Source organism: Actinomycetota bacterium (assembly GCA_036280995.1).
In the GTDB taxonomy this organism is placed as follows: Bacteria; Actinomycetota; CALGFH01; order CALGFH01; family CALGFH01; genus CALGFH01.
The window spans coordinates 1-15330 of record DASUPQ010000244.1; the positions used below are offsets into that span (position 1 = coordinate 1).

General features: G+C 73.6%; 18 protein-coding genes. 9 read left to right on the top strand and 9 right to left on the bottom strand.

Going from position 1 to position 15330, the window contains the following annotated elements:
* Positions 1-124: 124 nt before the first annotated feature.
* The 3 genes from VF468_08170 to VF468_08180 all read right to left on the bottom strand — a co-directional run bounded on the left by VF468_08170 (position 125) and on the right by VF468_08180 (position 2104).
* The gene (locus VF468_08170; protein ID HEX5878282.1) at positions 125-880 is read right to left on the bottom strand and encodes a class I SAM-dependent methyltransferase; all 756 of its coding nucleotides are present in this window, start codon (positions 878-880) and stop codon (positions 125-127) included.
* The gene (locus VF468_08175; GenBank protein HEX5878283.1) at positions 881-1057 is read right to left on the bottom strand and encodes a hypothetical protein; all 177 of its coding nucleotides are present in this window, start codon (positions 1055-1057) and stop codon (positions 881-883) included.
* Between the two features lie 285 nt (positions 1058-1342).
* The gene (locus VF468_08180; protein ID HEX5878284.1) at positions 1343-2104 is read right to left on the bottom strand and encodes an SDR family oxidoreductase; all 762 of its coding nucleotides are present in this window, start codon (positions 2102-2104) and stop codon (positions 1343-1345) included.
* A 33-nt stretch (positions 2105-2137) separates the two neighbouring features.
* Here VF468_08180 and VF468_08185 point away from each other — a divergent pair, with 33 nt between their 5' ends.
* Positions 2138-3094, top strand: coding sequence for an SMP-30/gluconolactonase/LRE family protein (locus VF468_08185; protein HEX5878285.1), 957 nt, complete (start codon positions 2138-2140; stop codon positions 3092-3094).
* A gap of 16 nt (positions 3095-3110) precedes the next feature.
* Here VF468_08185 and VF468_08190 read toward each other — a convergent pair whose 3' ends face one another.
* From VF468_08190 to VF468_08205, 4 genes are read right to left on the bottom strand one after another with little or no spacing between them, the layout of a single operon-like run.
* A complete protein-coding gene (locus VF468_08190; protein ID HEX5878286.1) occupies positions 3111-3461 on the bottom strand; it encodes a hypothetical protein in 351 nt (116 codons plus the stop codon).
* A 9-nt stretch (positions 3462-3470) separates the two neighbouring features.
* Complete coding sequence (locus VF468_08195; GenBank protein ID HEX5878287.1) at positions 3471-4397, bottom strand: ATP-binding protein; 927 nt, start codon at positions 4395-4397, stop codon at positions 3471-3473.
* Positions 4390-5976, bottom strand: a complete 1587-nt coding sequence (locus VF468_08200; protein ID HEX5878288.1) for a SpoIIE family protein phosphatase — start codon at positions 5974-5976, stop codon at positions 4390-4392. The genes VF468_08195 and VF468_08200 overlap by 8 nt, the downstream gene beginning before the upstream one ends.
* Before the next feature lie 32 nt (positions 5977-6008).
* A complete protein-coding gene (locus VF468_08205) occupies positions 6009-6896 on the bottom strand; it encodes a 5'-3' exonuclease H3TH domain-containing protein (GenBank protein HEX5878289.1) in 888 nt (295 codons plus the stop codon).
* Between the two features lie 55 nt (positions 6897-6951).
* Between VF468_08205 and VF468_08210 the strand changes: the two genes are divergently transcribed.
* A complete protein-coding gene (locus VF468_08210; GenBank protein HEX5878290.1) occupies positions 6952-7182 on the top strand; it encodes a TfoX/Sxy family protein in 231 nt (76 codons plus the stop codon).
* Between the two features lie 212 nt (positions 7183-7394).
* Positions 7395-7829, top strand: a complete 435-nt coding sequence (locus VF468_08215; protein HEX5878291.1) for a PPOX class F420-dependent oxidoreductase — start codon at positions 7395-7397, stop codon at positions 7827-7829.
* A gap of 153 nt (positions 7830-7982) precedes the next feature.
* Here VF468_08215 and VF468_08220 read toward each other — a convergent pair whose 3' ends face one another.
* Positions 7983-8414 carry a DUF1707 domain-containing protein gene (locus VF468_08220; GenBank protein HEX5878292.1) on the bottom strand — a complete coding sequence of 144 codons (432 nt, stop codon included), beginning with the start codon at positions 8412-8414 and terminating at the stop codon, positions 7983-7985.
* A 20-nt stretch (positions 8415-8434) separates the two neighbouring features.
* Entirely contained in the window at positions 8435-9064 is a 630-nt protein-coding gene (locus tag VF468_08225) for a TetR/AcrR family transcriptional regulator (protein ID HEX5878293.1), read from the bottom strand.
* A gap of 140 nt (positions 9065-9204) precedes the next feature.
* On the opposite strand from VF468_08225, the gene VF468_08230 reads away from it, so the two are divergent.
* From VF468_08230 to VF468_08255, 6 genes are all read left to right on the top strand, one after another.
* Positions 9205-9993 carry an SDR family NAD(P)-dependent oxidoreductase gene (locus VF468_08230; GenBank protein HEX5878294.1) on the top strand — a complete coding sequence of 263 codons (789 nt, stop codon included), beginning with the start codon at positions 9205-9207 and terminating at the stop codon, positions 9991-9993.
* Between the two features lie 118 nt (positions 9994-10111).
* Complete coding sequence (locus VF468_08235) at positions 10112-11485, top strand: FAD-binding oxidoreductase (protein ID HEX5878295.1); 1374 nt, start codon at positions 10112-10114, stop codon at positions 11483-11485.
* A 108-nt stretch (positions 11486-11593) separates the two neighbouring features.
* On the top strand, positions 11594-12409 hold the full coding sequence (locus tag VF468_08240) for a DeoR/GlpR family DNA-binding transcription regulator (GenBank protein ID HEX5878296.1): 816 nt from the start codon (positions 11594-11596) through the stop codon (positions 12407-12409).
* 69 nt (positions 12410-12478) lie between these two features.
* On the top strand, positions 12479-13819 hold the full coding sequence (locus tag VF468_08245) for an ABC transporter substrate-binding protein (GenBank protein ID HEX5878297.1): 1341 nt from the start codon (positions 12479-12481) through the stop codon (positions 13817-13819).
* 15 nt (positions 13820-13834) lie between these two features.
* Entirely contained in the window at positions 13835-14785 is a 951-nt protein-coding gene (locus tag VF468_08250; GenBank protein HEX5878298.1) for a sugar ABC transporter permease, read from the top strand.
* Positions 14782-15330, top strand: a 549-nt coding sequence (locus VF468_08255; GenBank protein ID HEX5878299.1) for a carbohydrate ABC transporter permease, incomplete at its 3' end; no start/stop codon positions are given. The genes VF468_08250 and VF468_08255, both read left to right, overlap by 4 nt.

The following is a 15330-nucleotide window of genomic DNA, read 5'->3' on the forward strand; positions in this document are numbered from 1 at the left end:
GGATCACCCTGGTGGTGGCCAAAGCGCCACCGCCGCCACCGACGACCGCCCCCCAGCCGGACTGCGACCTAGACCGGGAGGGCGACGGCTGGGGCTGCGAATCCGGCTGAGCGACGCCTTGCGGTCAGCCCGGGGTACGGCCGGCGGCGTAGCGGAAGGCGTTGACCAGCCGGTAGCCGCCGGTGGGGGTGCGGAACGGGCGGGCGGCGGCGAGCACGGCCGGCGCCCGGGCGGAGGTGGTGGCGGGGTCCTCGCCCAGGAGGACGCCGCCGACGAGGGCGGCGTCGTCGGGGGCTTCCCAGGGGACCTCGACCAGGCCCGCGGCCACGTCGGCGAGGCCGGCGTCGGCGAGGAGCCGCTCCAGGCCGCCGGGCTGGCGGAGGTCGCCGTCGGGCAGGGGCTCCTCGTCGGCGGCCGCGGCCACGGCGGCCTCGATCGTGTCGAGATCGTTGCGGTCGCCCTCGGCCCAGTTGGCGACGGCCACCTGCCCGCCGGGCACGGTGACGCGGACGAGCTCGGCGAGGGCGTCCAGGGTGTCGCCGGCGAACTGCAGGGCGTTGACGGCCGTGACCACGTCGAAGCTCCCGTCCGGCCAGGGGAGGGGCTGGGCGGGGCCGAGGCGGACGTCGGCGCCGGGGACGCGGGAGCGGGCGAGCTCGACCATCCCGGGGGCCGGGTCGATGCCCGCCGGCCAGGCGCCGAGCCGGGCCAGGTGGGCCAGGAACTCGCCGCTGCCGCAGCCCACGTCCAGCACCCGCGAGCCCTGGCCGATGCCGGTGGCCGCGACCACGACCCGCCAGGCGGGGCGGGCGAACTCGCCCCACAGCTCGGACCAGCCGGCGGCGACCTCGGACCAGCGGTCGGGGTCGGCTCCGTCCATTCAGGGCGTGTCGCCGTCGCTGACCTCGGCCGGGCCGCCGAACAACCGGGCGACCGTTCGGGCCAGGCCCTGGGTGGGCCACCAGGTCTTCATGAACAGGCGGCCGCCGCCCGACCGGCCCTCGACCCACCAGCCGGCGTGACGGCCCCGGCGGAGGCCCACCCGACGATCACCCACGCTCGCCCCTTCCCCTGATCCCCTCGGCCCTGCCGACCTTAGCCTGGCGGGCCGGGGCGGGGGAAGCGGGCGCGAGACCGGTGGCGCCGGCCGGTCCCGCGGCCTTGGGGCTGATCAGCCCAGCGAGCAGCAGCCGGGTGGGCAGTCGTCGCAGGGGCAGTCGAGCGGGTCGTCCCGCAGCGGCATGGCGGTCACCTCCCTTCGGTGCCATGGCCGCACGGTAGACCCTGGAGCGTGCTCCAAGGTCAAGCGGTCGACGCCATCTGGCTGCGGCCGGCGTTCGGCTCAACCGCGACCCACGAACGGCATCCTGGTCGCCATGACGGTCATGGCGGCGACGTTGGCGTCCAGGGGCAGGCCGGCCATGTACAGGACGGCACGGGCCACGTCGGCCACGTCCATCCGGGGTTCGGGGCGGACGCTGCCGTCGGCCTGGAGGACGCCGGCCGCCATGGGCTCGGTCATACCGGTGGCGGCGTTGCCGATGTCGATCTGGCCGCAGGCGATGTCGTAGGGGCGCCCGTCGAGCGCGGTCGACCTGGTCAGCCCCGTGATGGCGTGCTTGGTGGCGGTGTAGGCGACCGAGCGCGGCCGTGGCGCGTGGGCGGAGACGGAGCCGTTGTTGATGATCCGGCCACCCCGGGGCCGCTGGCGCCGCATCACCCGGAACGCCTCGCGGGTGCAGAGGAACGCGCCGGTGAGGTTGACGGCGACCACGGCGTCCCACTCGGCCAGGGGGACGGCGTCGAGCTCGCGGGCCGGCGCCCCCGTGCCGGCGTTGTTGAACAGCAGGTCGACGCGGCCGTGCCGCTCGACCACCCGGTCGAACAGCGCCCGCACCGACGCCTCGTCGGTGACGTCGGCCGGGACCGGGTCGAGGACGCCGGGCAGCTCCCGGCCCCGCTCGGCGACCGACTCCAGGGCGTCGCGGCGGCGGCCGGCCAGGACCACGACCCAGCCCTCAGCGGCCAGGTCGCGCGCGACCGCCGCGCCGATGCCGCTCCCGGCCCCGGTGACGACCGCGATCTTGGGCGGGTGGTCGGCCATCGGTCCTCCAGGTCGGTGTGGGAGCATGCACCCATGGAGTATCCGCCACTGCCGCCGGACCGCTGGCCCGACGCCCCCGGCCGCTACCCCGATCCGGCCGTCCGGGTCCTCGACCCCCGGTTCGAGCGCTACCGGCTCCACAACGCGGCCGTCGAGCGGATCGCCACCGGCTACCGGTGGGCCGAGGGGCCGGTCTGGTTCGGCGACCACCGCTGCCTGGTCTGGAGCGACATCCCCAGCGACCGGATGCTGCGCTGGGACGAGGCCACGGGCGCGGTCAGCGTGTTCCGGAGCCCGGCCAGCAACGCCAACGGCCACACCCGCGACCGCCAGGGCCGGCTCGTCTCCTGTGAGCACCTGACCCGGCGGGTGACGCGGACCGAGCACGACGGGACGATCACCGTGCTCGCCGACCGGTTCGACGGCCGGCCGCTGAACGCCCCCAACGACGTCGTGGTCGCCTCCGACGGGGCCGTCTGGTTCACCGACCCGGGCTACGGGATCCTGTCCGACTACGAGGGCCGCCAGGCGGTGCTGGAGCTGCCGACGGCCGTCTACCGGCTCGACCCCGACGGGGACGGCGGCCCCGAGCCGGTCGTCCAGGACCTGGAGCGGCCCAACGGCCTCTGCTTCAGCCCCGACGAGTCCCGCCTGTACGTGGTCGACTCGGGGGCGGCGGGCGGCATCCACGTCTACGACGTCGCCGGAGGCGGCGTGGAGGGCGGGCGGCCGTTCGCGGACATGGGCCCGGGCAGCTCGGACGGCATCCGCTGCGACGCCGACGGCAACCTGTGGGCGTCCGCCGGCGGTGGCGGCGACGGCTACGACGGCGTGCACGTGTTCGCCCCCGACGGGGCCCGGATCGGCCAGGTCGTCCTCCCCGAGGCCTGCGCCAACCTGTGCTTCGGCGGCCAGGCCGGCAACCGGCTGTTCATGACGGCCAGCCGCTCCGTCTACGCCCTCTACGTCAACGCCGCCGGCGCCCGCTGACCGCAGGCCCGGTGGATCAGCCGCTGACCTCGTCCAGGTACTGGAGGAGGTCGTGGGCGGCCAGCTCGACCTGCTTGTGGCGCCACTCGGCGGCCCGGTACTGGCAGGCGATCAGGCCGGAGCGGTGGAGGCGGCGGAAGTCGCCGTAGACAAAGGCGTACCTGGCCTTGGTCTCGTCGGTGGCGCCGTCGGTGAGGGCGAGGTGCCAGGCGGCGTACTCCTCCCAGGAGTGGGACTCCAGGTAGGCGTTCTCGTCGTTGGCGCTGGGCTGGACGTCGCCCCAGGAGCTCTTGAGCACGTACTGGCGGGCGTCGATCAGCTGGCGGGCCCGCGCCACCGCCTGCTTGTTCACCGTGTAGGAAGCCATGGGGCCAGTCTATGCGGGCGGGGTCGGGGAGGCGCCGTCCAGGAGCTGGGCGGCCAGCTCCTCCACGAACCAGCGGCGCAGGCTGCGGACGTGGGCCGGGGGCTCGGGAATGAGGAGGAGGCCGGAGCGGCACAGCTCGTCGGCCTGCTCGAGCAGGGCCAGGTAGCTCCGGCCCCCGGCGGCGGCGGCCGGGGGCAGGGTCGTCTCCAGCTCGACGGTCCGCTGGCCGCGGGCCTGGGCGGCGGCCACGACGTCGCGGTAGCTGTCACGCTGGCCCCGGAAGCGCTGGTAGAGCTGGTCGACGAGGTCGGCCAGGGGGGCCGCGACCTTGGCGGCGTCGTCGCCCTCGAGCTCGATGCTGATCAGCTCCAGCTCGCGGAACAGGGCGTCGTTGTGGGCCTGCAGGTCGAGGTAGTCGGCGACCGGGACGCCGACGAACCGGACGGTGCGGCTGTCCGGGCTCCGGGGCGCCGGCACCGGCGGGGCGTGGCGCAGGTCGGGGGCGTTCGGGGTGGCGACGGGGTGGTCGCCGTTGGCGGCCACCTCGGCCCAGACGACCTTGCCGCCGGCGGCGGCGCTCACTCCCCAGCGGTCGCTGAGGGCGGCGACCACGCCCAGCCCCCGGCCGGTGAGGGCGTCGGGGCGGTAGTGGCGCAGGGTCGCCGCCGCCTGCGACCGGTCGGTGACGCTGAGGCGGACCCGGCCGTCGCGGAGCTCCAGGGCCAGGGTGAGCTCGGTGCGGGCGTGGAGCACGGCGTTGGTGACCAGCTCCGAGCCGATCAGGACGAGCTGGTCGATGGCCGGCTGGGGCAGCGACCAGGCCGCGGCCCGTCCCTGGATGAAGCGCCGGGCCACCCCGACGCTGAAGGGGCTGCGGGTGAGCGCGAGCCGGGCCGGCTCCGGGCGCCCGACGGACCGGGTCGGCGGGTCAGGCATGGCCGCCACCTGCGGGGGCCGCGTCCGTGCGGGAGACGCACAGGATGGCGAGGTCGTCCGAGAGCTCGCCGCCGTTGGCCTCGTGGACGACGTCGAGCAGGCCGTCGAGCAACTCGTCGGTCCCGGCGCCGTGGCCCAGCAGCCCGGCCGCGGCCGCGGCCAGCGCCTCGATCCCGAACCGCTCCACCGCCCCGGGCGCGCTGCGGCCCTCGACCAGCCCGTCGGTGTAGCACAGCAGCGTCCAGGCGCCGCCCACCTCCAGCTCGCCCGCCTCCCAGGGGTAGGGGTGGTCGAGGATGCCCAGGCCCGGCCCGCCCGGGACCTCCACGACCCGCACCTCCCCGCCGCGGGCGAGCAGCGGCGGCGGGTGGCCGGCCAGGGCGACGGTGATGCCGTCGTGACCGGGGTCGATCCAGCAGCAGCAGACGGTGGCGTACAGCTCCTCCGACTGCCGGTTGCAGGTCAGCACCTTGTCCAGCCCGTCCAGCAGGTCGGCGGGTTCGTGGCCGGTGAGCACCAGCGCCCGCCAGGCCGACCGCAGCGCCACCCCGACCGCGGCCTCGGCCGGGCCGTGGCCGGCGACGTCGCCGATCAGCAGGGCCACCGTCCCGTCGGCCAGCGGCAGGGCGTCGAAGAAGTCGGCGCCGAGCAGCGCCCGCTCCTGCCCCGGCTGGTACCGGGTGCGCAGCTCCAGCGCCGGGTCGGGCAGGGACAGGCTGGGCAGCAGCCCGCTCTGCAGCCGGCGCGACAGCTCGGCCTGGGCCTGGGCGTCGATGAGCTGCTCCTCCCGCTCCCGCCAGTCGGTGACGTCCTGGCAGATGCCCAGCATGCGCGACGGCCGCCGTCCCTGCTCGTCAGGGAGGACGTCGCCCCAGCTGGACAGGACCCGCAGCTCGCCGGTGGGCCGCAGGACCCGCACCTGCATGCGGTACGAGGTCGCCTCGGAGGCGGCCGTGCGCAGGGTGGCGGCCGCCTCGGCGCGGTCGTCGGGGTGGACCAGCGCCAGCAGCCCGTCCAGGGTGCCGCTGTAGCCCTCGGGGTCGACGCCGAGGATCCGGTACAGCTCCGGGCTCCAGGTCATCTGGCCGCTGGCCAGGGACCACTCGAAGCTGCCCAGCTTGGCCACCGCCTGGGCCTCGGCCAGCTGGTACTCGCGGTCGCGGCGGGCCTGCTCGGCCTCCAGCTCGGCGGTCACGTCCTGGGTGATCTTGGCGAACCCGACGAGCTGCCCTTCGGGGTTGAACAGGGCGGTGATGGTCACCTGGGCGTAGAAGCGGCGGCCGTCCTTGCGGACCCGCCAGCCTCGGCCCTGGAAGCGGCCCTCCTGGGCGGCGCGGGCCAGCATCCTGGCCGGGAGGCCGGCGGCGATGTCGTCCGGCTCGTAGAACCTGGTGAACTCCTGGCCCAGGATCTCCTCGGCCGTGTACCCCTTGATCCGCTCAGCGCCCGCGTTCCAGCTGACCACCCGGCCGCCGGGGTCGAGCAGGAAGATGGCGTAGTCCCGCACGGCCTCGACCAGCAGGCGGAACTGGTCGGCGCTGGCCACGCCGGGTGCTGGCCTCTCATGCCTGCTCTGCATGATGGCACGCTGCACCGCCTGTCGAGGCCCTGTCAATCCGGGCGTACCTCCTGGGTGGCGAGCCGGGCGGCTCGGGGCGCCAGGGAACGGGCGTCGATGTGCTCGCAGACCTCGGCGAACACCGGGGTGGGGCCGGCCCAGCGCAGGTCGTCCACGCCGGCCAGGAGCGAGCACTCGACCCGGAGGGTGGCCAGGTCCTTGAAGAGCATGGCCTGGCCGCGCATGGCCCGCAGGGTGGCGGCCAGGGCGGGCCGGTTGCGGACGGGCACGGCCCAGTCGCCCGGCGTGTCGGGGATCGCCTCGATGTGCCCGTAGCGGGCGAGCATGGTCGCGGCCGACCTGGCCCCCCAGCCGGGCAGGCCGGGGTAGCCGTCGGCCGAGTCGCCGACCAGGGCCAGGTAGTCGGGGATGGAGCGCGGGCCGACGCCGAACTTGGCCGTCACCCCGGCCTCGTCGTAGACGATCCGCTGGCGCCGGTCCAGCTGCACGACCCGGGCGCCGCGGACGCACTGGCCGAGGTCCTTGTCGGGGGTGCAGATGACCACCTGCTCGACCCTGGGATCGTCGGCGGCCACGGCGGCCGCGCCGGCCAGGGCGTCGTCGGCCTCCAGCTCGACCATCGGCCACACGACCACGCCCATCGCCTCCAGGGCCACCTCGACCAGCCCGAACTGGCCCAGGAGCCGCGGGTCGAGCCCGGCCGAGGTCTTGTAGGCGGGCCACAGGCCGTTGCGGAACGACTCGATGACGTGGTCGGTGGCCACGCCCAGGTGGGTGACGCCCTGCTCCAGCAGCCCCAGCACGGACGACAGCACCCCGCGGCTGGCCGCCACCTCGGCCCCCTCGGCGGTGCGGTGCGGCGGCACCCCGTAGAAGTGGCCGAACAGCTCGTAGGTCCCGTCGACCAGGAAGACGCGCATCGGCCCAGGGTAGCCCGCGGTCACCCACCGGCCCTGTAGGCTCCCGCTGTCGTTCCTGGTCGACGGCAACCTGTGCGTCGGGGTGATGGGCGAGGAGCTGATCGCCCGGGTCGGCCCCGACGCCACCGCGGCCGCCCTGGAGCGCCCGGGCAGCCGGCTGTTCGACTTCACCGGCCGCCCGATGAAGGGCTGGGTGACGGTCCAGCCGGGCGCCCTGGAGGACGACGCCCTGGCCGGGTGGGTCGAGCTGGCGCTGGTCTACGTCCGCACGCTCCCGCCCAAGTAGCCGGCCGGCCGGGTTCGCGACCTGGCAGGACTGCTGGGGCAGCCGCGGCCTGGCGCCGGAGGAGATGGAGGACGGCTACGACTCGTCGTGGACCCCGACGGGGTGGGGCCGCGGATCTGGTTCCAGCCGGTGCCCGAGCCAGGGCGGTCGCGGGACCGGGCTGGCCGCACCCTGCTCGCTATGCTCCGGGGAACCAGCCGAGAGGAGCCGCGATGAGCGCCTTCACCGCCAGCGAGATCGACTACCTCACCAGCCAGGGCCTGGCCCGGCTGGCCACCGTCGGCCCCGACGGCCAGCCGCACGTGGTCCCGGTGACCTTCACCTTCAACGCCGACGAGGACACCATCGACGTCGGCGGGGTCGACTTCGGCGCCACCAAGAAGTGGCGCGACGCCCGGCGCAACCCCAGGGTCACCTTCCTGCTCGACGACGTCCTGCGCGACCCCCGCCGGGCCCGGGCCATCGAGGTCCGCGGCCGCGCCGAGGCCTTGACCAGCGGCGGGAGCGCCATCAACCCCCGCTTCCCCAACTTCGCCGAGGAGTTTCTCCGCATCCGGCCGACCAGGATCGTCAGCTGGGGCCTGGAGGAGGCCCGGGACGGCACCACCCCGGCCGACTTCCGCGTCAGCTCCCGGCCGGTCGGCTAGGCACCGGGCGGCGCCGCTGCTGGGCCGCTCCCGCACCGTGATCTGCCCCGACCTGCGCGACCACGCGCCCTACGCCAAGCGGGCCATGGCCGGCGACTGCCGGCCGCCGAACTGCTCGCGTTCCGGGCCGCTGCCGGCTGAGCCGGCGCCGTTTCAGCGGGCCGTCCGGGGACGGCCGAGGTGGCCGGCGACGCCGATGCCCCAGCCGAGCATGGGCCAGATGGGCCAGGGGTAGTTCGCCCCGGTGACCAGCCAGATCAGCCACAGCAGGGCCATCACGGCCAGGTAGGTCCGGACCGGGCTGTCGAGGCCGGGGCGGGGGGCGGCCGCCGGCCGGCGCGGCGGCTGCGGCGGCCGCGGCGGGACGGGCAGGTCGCGGACCAGGACCTCCAGGTCGGCGCCGGTCCGGGCGGTCCAGGCCGAGGCCATCCGCTCCTCGAACTCCTCCAGGGTGAGGCGCCCGGCGGCGTGGTGGTCGGCGAGCTGGTCGATCACCTGGCCGCGCTCGGTGTCACCGACCCGCAGCCGGGGGTCGGCCGGCCGGGGCAGCGTCCGGGCCGGGCGGTGCTGGTGGTGGGCGTGCATGGTGGTCTCCTCCGGGTCGGTCAGGCGTCGGGGGCGAGGGCGCGGCCGAGCAGGGCGCCGACCTCGCCGGCGATCTCGTCGAACGGGCGCTGGTCCTGGGCGAGCGAGCCGCCCAGCCACAGGGCGGCCAGCCCGTGCACCACCGACCAGGCCAGGTAGGCGACGGTCCGCTCGTCGGTGCCGGCCGCCCAGCCGGCATCCTGGACGTCGCGGACCCCAGCGAGCAGCAGGGCGAAGGTGGCCTCGCCGGCCGCGCACAGCGCCGGGTCGTCCTGGTGGAGCAGGTCGCGCTGCCACATCACCGCGAAGTGGGCCGGGTGGCCGACGGCGAAGCCGGTGTAGGCCCGGCCGGCGGCGCGCAGCCGCTGGCCCGGGGTCGCGTCCGGGCCGGCCTCCCGGGTGGCGGTGGTGATGGCCGCCGACAGCAGCTCGAAGCCCTCGACGGCGATGGCGGTGAACAGGGCCGCCTTGTCGGGGAAGTGGTTGGCCGGGGCGGCATGGGAGACGCCGAGCCGTCGGGCCAGCGACCGCAGGCTCACCGCCGACGGCCCCTCCCGGTCGATCAGCTCCAGGGCCGCGTCCAGCAGGTCCCGGCGCAGGTCGCCGCCGTAGTAGGTCGGGTTCGCCCTGGCCGTCCGGGCCACCGTCACGATCGCCTCCTCCCTTCAGGTTGGCAGTGTCAATCTAGTCCTTCAGATTGGCAGTGTCAACCTGCCGGGGCGTTACCGGGCCGGGCGGCGTGGTAGCGCCTGGCGGACGGACCTCTCGATGACAAGGACGTGGTGCTGACATGCGGGAACTGGCCCTGGTCACCGGGGCGTCGAGCGGAATCGGGCTGGAGCTGGCGCGCCAGTTCGTCCAGCACGGCTTCGACGTCATCATCACCGCCGAGGACGACGAGCTGGCGACGGCCGAGGCGGCCCTGGCCGGAGACGGCGCCGAGGTCCGGGCGGTCAAGGCCGACCTGTCGACCTACGACGGGGTGGAGCGGCTCTGGTCGGCCGTGGCCGCGGCCGGGCGGCCGCTGGACGCGGCGGCCCTCAACGCCGGCATCGGGGTCAACGGCGACTTCACCCGCGACATCCCCCTGGAGGACGACCTGCGGCTGATCGCCGTCAACGTGACCGCGGTCGTCCACCTGGCCAAGCGGCTGCTGCCCGGCATGGTCGAGCGGGGCGCCGGGCGGCTGCTGGTCACCTCGTCGGTGGCGGCCACCATGCCCGGGCCCTACTACGCCACCTACGCCGCCTCCAAGGCCTTCCTCCAGTCGTTCGCCCAGGCCATCCGGTTCGAGCTCAAGGACACCGGCGTCACCATGACCGCCCTCCAGCCGGGACCGACCGACACCGAGTTCTTCGAGCGCGCCGGCATGGAGGACACCAAGGTCGCCGAGGCCAAGAAGGACGACCCGGCGAAGGTGGCCGAGCAGGGCTTCGAGGCCATGATGGCCGGCAAGGACCACGTGATCGCCGGCAGCCCGAAGAACAAGGCCCAGGTGGCCGGGGGCAAGCTCCTGCCCGAGAAGGCCAGGGCCGAGCTGCAGGCCGCCCAGGTCAAGCCCGAGCCGGACGGCGGCTGACCGAGGACGACAGCCGGCCGGCCGCGGTCGGCTGTCCGGGTGGGCGAGTACCGTCTCCCTGATCGCTCAGCGAGACAAGCGCTGAAGGGAGCGAGTGCTGTTGCCTTCCTCGTCCACCATGTCCCTGTCCATCCCCGAGCTGCGCGGCGCCTTCGACGGCCGCGTCACCGCCCCCGGCGACAGCGGCTACGACCAGGCCCGCAAGGTCTTCTACGGCAAGTGGGACCGGCGCCCGGCGGCTGTCGTCCGGCCGACCAGCGCCGGGGAGGTGGCCCGGGTGGTGACCCTGGCCGCCGACACCGGGCTGGAGCTGGCCGTCCGCAGCGGCGGCCACAGCCTGGCCGGTCACAGCACCACCGAGGGCGGGATCGTGCTCGACCTGTCGGGGCTGACCGACCTGGCCGTCGATCTGGAGGGCCGGACGGCCTGGGCCCAGGCCGGGCTGACCGCCGGCGCCTACACCGCCGCCGTGGGCGCCCATGGGCTGGCCACCGGGTTCGGGGACACCGGGTCGGTCGGCATCGGCGGGCTGACCTTGGGCGGCGGGGTCGGGTTCCTGGTCCGCAAACTGGGGCTGACCATCGACAGCCTGCTCGCCGCCGAGGTCGTGACCGCCGACGGCCGCATCCTCCAGGTCGACGGCGAGCGCCATCCCGATCTGTTCTGGGCCCTGCGGGGTGGCGGGGGCAACTTCGGGGTGGCGACCCGCTTCCAGTTCCGCCTGCACCCGGTCGACCAGATCGTGGGCGGGATGCTGCTGCTCCCTGGCAGCGCCGACGTCATCGAGGGCCTGGTGGCCGCGGCCGAGGCGGCGCCCGAGGAGCTGTCGGCCATCGCCAACATCATGGTCGCCCCGCCGATGCCGTTCCTGCCGCCCAGCGCCCACGGCACGCTGGTCGTCATGGCCCTGCTGTGCTACGCCGGCGACCCAGCGGCCGGCGAGCGGGCACTGGCGCCGTTCCGGGCCCTGGCCGAGCCGGTCGCCGACATGCTCCAGCCGATGCCCTACCCGGGGCTGTTCGAGCCGGCCGAGGACATCGAGGTCGTCGAGGAGTCGGCCCGCTCGATGTTCCTGGACCGCGTCGACCGGGCCGCCGCCGAGGCCGTGGTCGAGCACCTCCAGGCCTCCACCGCCCCCATGGCCGTGGCCCAGCTGCGGGTGCTGGGCGGGGCCATGGCCCGCGTCCCGGCCGAGGCCACCGCGTTCGCCCACCGCGACCGGCGCTTCATGGCCGCGGTCGGCGCCGTCTACGAGCACGCCGCCGACCGGCCCGCCCACGAGGCGTGGGCGGAGGCGTTCGCGGCCGCGCTGCGCGGCGACGGCGGCCCGGGGGTGTACGTCAACTTCCTCAGCGACGAGGGACCCGAGCGGGTCCGCGAGGCCTACCCGGGCCCCACCTGGGACCGGCTGGCCGAGATCAAGCGCCGCTACGACCCGGGCAACCTGTTCCGCCGCAACCAGAACATCCCGCCGGCGCCAGGGCCCGCCTGACCCGGGGCCCGCGCTTGCGGAATGCGAACGACTGCGAAGACTTGACATAGCTCGCGCAAGCGTTCGCAATGTGCCCCTAGGCGGACCATGCCCCACAGGAGGGCAGAGGTGGGCAACCGGCCAGAGGCGGGCGTCTCCGAGCTGAACCCGCTCGCGGAGGTGCGCCAGGCGCGCATGGCCGGGATCATCTGGGACGAGGGGTTCGCGCGGGTCACCGACCTGGCCGACCGGTTCGGGGTGTCGGCGGTCACGGTCCGGGCCGACCTGACGGCGCTGGAGGCCAGGGCGCGGGTCCGGCGGGTCCGGGGCGGGGCGGTGCCGCCCTCGGAGCTGCTGGGGGAGCGGCCCTTCGAGTCGTCGCAGTGGGAGGCGCCCCTCCAGAAGTCCAGCATCGGCATGCACGCCGCCAGGATGATCGCCGCCGGCGACACCGTGATCCTGGACGTGGGCACGACCACGACGTCCATCGCCCGCGCGCTCGTGCTCCGCACCGACCTGCACGACGTCACCGTGGTCACCAACGGGCTCAACATCGCTCTGGAGCTGGAACGGGCCACCCCCCGCATCAGCGTCGTGGTCACCGGCGGCACCCTCCGCCCCCTGCAGCACTCGCTGGTCAACCCGCTGGGCACGACCCTGCTGGAGCGCCTGCACGCCTCGGTGGCCTTCGTCGGCTGCAACGGCGTCGACCCCGAGGTCGGCATCACCAACGTCAACCTGCCCGAGGCCGAGGTCAAGCGGGCCATGCTGCTGGCCGCCCGGCGCCGCGTGATCGTCGCCGACGGGTCCAAGGTGGGCGAGGTCGAGCTGGCCAAGGTGTGCGACATCGAGGAGGTGAGCCTTCTGATCACCGACCCCACCGCCGACCCCGAGGTGGTGGCCGAGATCGCCGCCGCCGGCTGCCGAGTGGAGTACGCCGGCTAGGCCCGAACGACCGCACCACCGTCCGTCGGTCCACGTCCACGGCGCCCGAGCGCCACGCTAGGAGGCGACATGTCCCGTCCCCGGTCGGAATCCGAGTACCTGGCCCGCCTTCTCCCGCCGTCGGTGGCGGCGACTGGCCTCAGCCGCCGCGGCTTCCTCAAGGGCACCCTTGGCGCCGGGGCGGCCGTCTCGCTCTCCAGCCTGCTCGCCGCCTGCGGCGGCGGCGACGGCGAGGGCGACAGCGCCTCCAAGGAGGTCACCTTCGGCTCCAACCAGTCCGACGAGGTGCCCAAGAAGGCCTACGCCGAGATGACGGCGGCGTTCCAGCAGCAGTCGGGCCTGACGGTGAAGACCAACACCATCGAGCACGAGACCTTCCAGGAGAACATCAACAACTACCTGCAGGGCAACCCCGACGACGTGTTCACCTGGTTCGCCGGCTACCGGATGCAGTTCTTCGCCTCCCAGGGCCTGGCCGGCGACATCAGTGACGTCTGGGGCGACATCTCCGGCATGAGCGAGGCGATGAAGGCCGCCTCCACCGGCGAGGACGGCAAGCAGTACTTCGTGCCCCTGACCACCTACCCGTGGGGGCTCTTCTACCGCAAGTCTGTCTGGGAGGAGAAGGGCTACCAGCCCCCCGAGACCCTGGACGAGCTGGTCACCCTGGCCAAGCAGATGGAGAAGGACGGGCTGATCCCGATCGCCTTCGCCGACAAGGACGGCTGGCCGGCCATGGGCACCTTCGACCAGCTCAACCTGCGCATCAACGGCTACCAGTTCCACGTCGACCTGATGGCCGGCAAGCAGGCCTGGGACTCGCCCCAGGTCAAGAAGGTGTTCGACACCTGGCGGGGGCTGCTGCCCTACCACCAGCCCGACGCCCTGGGGCGCGAGTGGCAGGAGGCGGCCCGGGCCCTGCAGAAGAAGCAGGCGGGGATGTACCTGCTCGGCATGTTCGTGGGCGAGCAGTTCCCCGAGAAGGACCGCGACGACCTCGACTTCTTCAACTTCCCCGAGATCGACCCGGCCATCGGCACCGGGGCGATCGAGGCCCCCATCGACGGCGTCATGATGCGCGCCGAGCCCAAGAACGAGGAGGGCGCCAAGCAGTTCCTCAAGTTCACCGGCACGGCCGAGGCCGAGAACGTCCTCCTCAAGGCCAACAACACCGTCATCGGGTCCAGCACCGAGGCCGATTCCAGCAACTACACCGGGCTGCAGAAGAAGGCGGTCGAGTTCATCGGTGCGGCCGAGTCGATCGCCCAGTTCCTGGACCGCGACACCCGGCCCGACTTCGCCTCGACGGTCATGATCCCCGGCCTGCAGACCTTCATCAAGAACCCGAACGACGTCGACGGGCTGACCAAGAGCCTGGAGAGCCAGAAGAAGTCGATCTTCACCTCCTGAGACGGGGAGGCGCCGATGACCGACCTGCCCACTGTCCCGGTCACACCCGCCGAAGCGGCCCCGCCCGGCCCGGCCCGGCCACGGCGCGGCCGCCGCGTCCAGACGACCGGCACCGACCGACTCTTCCTGGTCCTCATGGTGGCCATCCCCACGGCCCTGGTGGTGGGACTGGTCTGGCTGCCCGCGGTCGCCACCGTGGTGCTGTCGTTCGCCAGCTGGACCGGCGTCGGCAGCCTGGACACCATCAAGTGGATCGGGACCGACAACTACGTCAACGTGTTCACCATCTACCCGCCGTTCAAGCCGGCCCTCCAGCACAACCTCATCTGGCTGGTGTTCCTGTTCGTCATCCCCACCGTGCTCGGGATCTTCCTGGCCGTGCTGCTGGACCGCGAGCTGCGCGGGACCCGCTTCTACCAGAGCGCCCTGTTCCTGCCGGTGGTCCTTTCGCTGGCCCTGGTGGGGTTCATCTGGCAGCTCATCTACTCGCGCGACCAGGGGCTCCTCAACGCCGTGCTCCACACCGAGATCGACTGGTACGGGGACTCCCGCTGGAACCTGTGGGCGGTGCTGGTCGCCGCCGGCTGGAAGCACACCGGCTACATCATGCTGCTCTACCTGGCCGGGCTGAAGGGCGTCGACCCCAGCCTGCGGGAGGCGGCCGCCGTCGACGGGGCCAGTCCGGCCCGGACCTTCTTCTCGGTCGTGTTCCCGGTGATGCGTCCCATCAACATCATCATCATCGTGGTCACGGTGATCGAGGCCCTGCGGGCCTTCGATATCGTCTGGGTGATCAACAAGGGCACCAACGGCCTGGAGCTGATCTCGACCCTGGTCACGGCCAACGTCGTCGGGGAGGCGAGCCGGATCGGCTTCGGCTCGGCCCTGGCCACCATCATGCTGGTCATCTCGCTGGTGTTCATCACCATCTTCCTGTCCACCGTCATGCGGGGGGAGCGGCGATGACCAGCACCACCGTCACCCGCGGGGCCACCACCGAGGCGACTGGGGCCGGGACCAGGCGGCGGCGCCTGTCGCCGGCGCGGGTCCTGCTGCACGTGTTCCTGGTCGCGACCGCCCTGGCCTGGCTGTTCCCGGTGGTGTGGGCGGTGTTCAACTCCTTCCGCGACTACGACTACACCTCGGAGCACGGCTATGTCTCCCTGGGCGGGTTCACGTTCCAGAACTACCTGAACGCCTGGGAGCAGGGCGAGTTCACCCGCCACTTCCTCAACTCGCTGTACATCACCGTGCCGGCGGTGCTCCTGACGCTGTTCCTCGCCTCCTGCGTGGCCTTTGTCGTCGCCCGCTTCAGCTTCCGGTTCAACCTGATCCTGCTGGGGTTGTTCACCGCGGCCAACCTGCTGCCGCAGCAGGCGCTGCTGATCCCGCTGTTCCGGCTGTACCGCGAGGTCCCGCTGCCGCTGTGGATGAGCGACTCGGGGCAGCTGCTGGACAGCTACTGGGGGCTGATCCTGGTCAACACCGCCTTCCAGACCGGCTTCTGCACC

Excerpts from the sequence above, each read along its gene's own strand:
- VF468_08170 (HEX5878282.1), bottom strand. The coding sequence starts at position 880 with ATGGACGGAGCCGACCCCGACCGCTGGTCCGAGGTCGCCGCCGGCTGG.
- VF468_08180 (HEX5878284.1), bottom strand. The coding sequence starts at position 2,104 with ATGGCCGACCACCCGCCCAAGATCGCGGTCGTCACCGGGGCCGGGAGC.
- VF468_08185 (HEX5878285.1), top strand. The coding sequence starts at position 2,138 with ATGGAGTATCCGCCACTGCCGCCGGACCGCTGGCCCGACGCCCCCGGC.
- VF468_08190 (HEX5878286.1), bottom strand. The coding sequence starts at position 3,461 with ATGGCTTCCTACACGGTGAACAAGCAGGCGGTGGCGCGGGCCCGCCAG.
- VF468_08195 (HEX5878287.1), bottom strand. The coding sequence starts at position 4,397 with ATGCCTGACCCGCCGACCCGGTCCGTCGGGCGCCCGGAGCCGGCCCGG.
- VF468_08200 (HEX5878288.1), bottom strand. The coding sequence starts at position 5,976 with ATGCAGAGCAGGCATGAGAGGCCAGCACCCGGCGTGGCCAGCGCCGAC.
- VF468_08205 (HEX5878289.1), bottom strand. The coding sequence starts at position 6,896 with ATGCGCGTCTTCCTGGTCGACGGGACCTACGAGCTGTTCGGCCACTTC.
- VF468_08215 (HEX5878291.1), top strand. The coding sequence starts at position 7,395 with ATGAGCGCCTTCACCGCCAGCGAGATCGACTACCTCACCAGCCAGGGC.
- VF468_08220 (HEX5878292.1), bottom strand. The coding sequence starts at position 8,414 with ATGCACGCCCACCACCAGCACCGCCCGGCCCGGACGCTGCCCCGGCCG.
- VF468_08230 (HEX5878294.1), top strand. The coding sequence starts at position 9,205 with ATGCGGGAACTGGCCCTGGTCACCGGGGCGTCGAGCGGAATCGGGCTG.
- VF468_08235 (HEX5878295.1), top strand. The coding sequence starts at position 10,112 with ATGTCCCTGTCCATCCCCGAGCTGCGCGGCGCCTTCGACGGCCGCGTC.
- VF468_08245 (HEX5878297.1), top strand. The coding sequence starts at position 12,479 with ATGTCCCGTCCCCGGTCGGAATCCGAGTACCTGGCCCGCCTTCTCCCG.
- VF468_08250 (HEX5878298.1), top strand. The coding sequence starts at position 13,835 with ATGACCGACCTGCCCACTGTCCCGGTCACACCCGCCGAAGCGGCCCCG.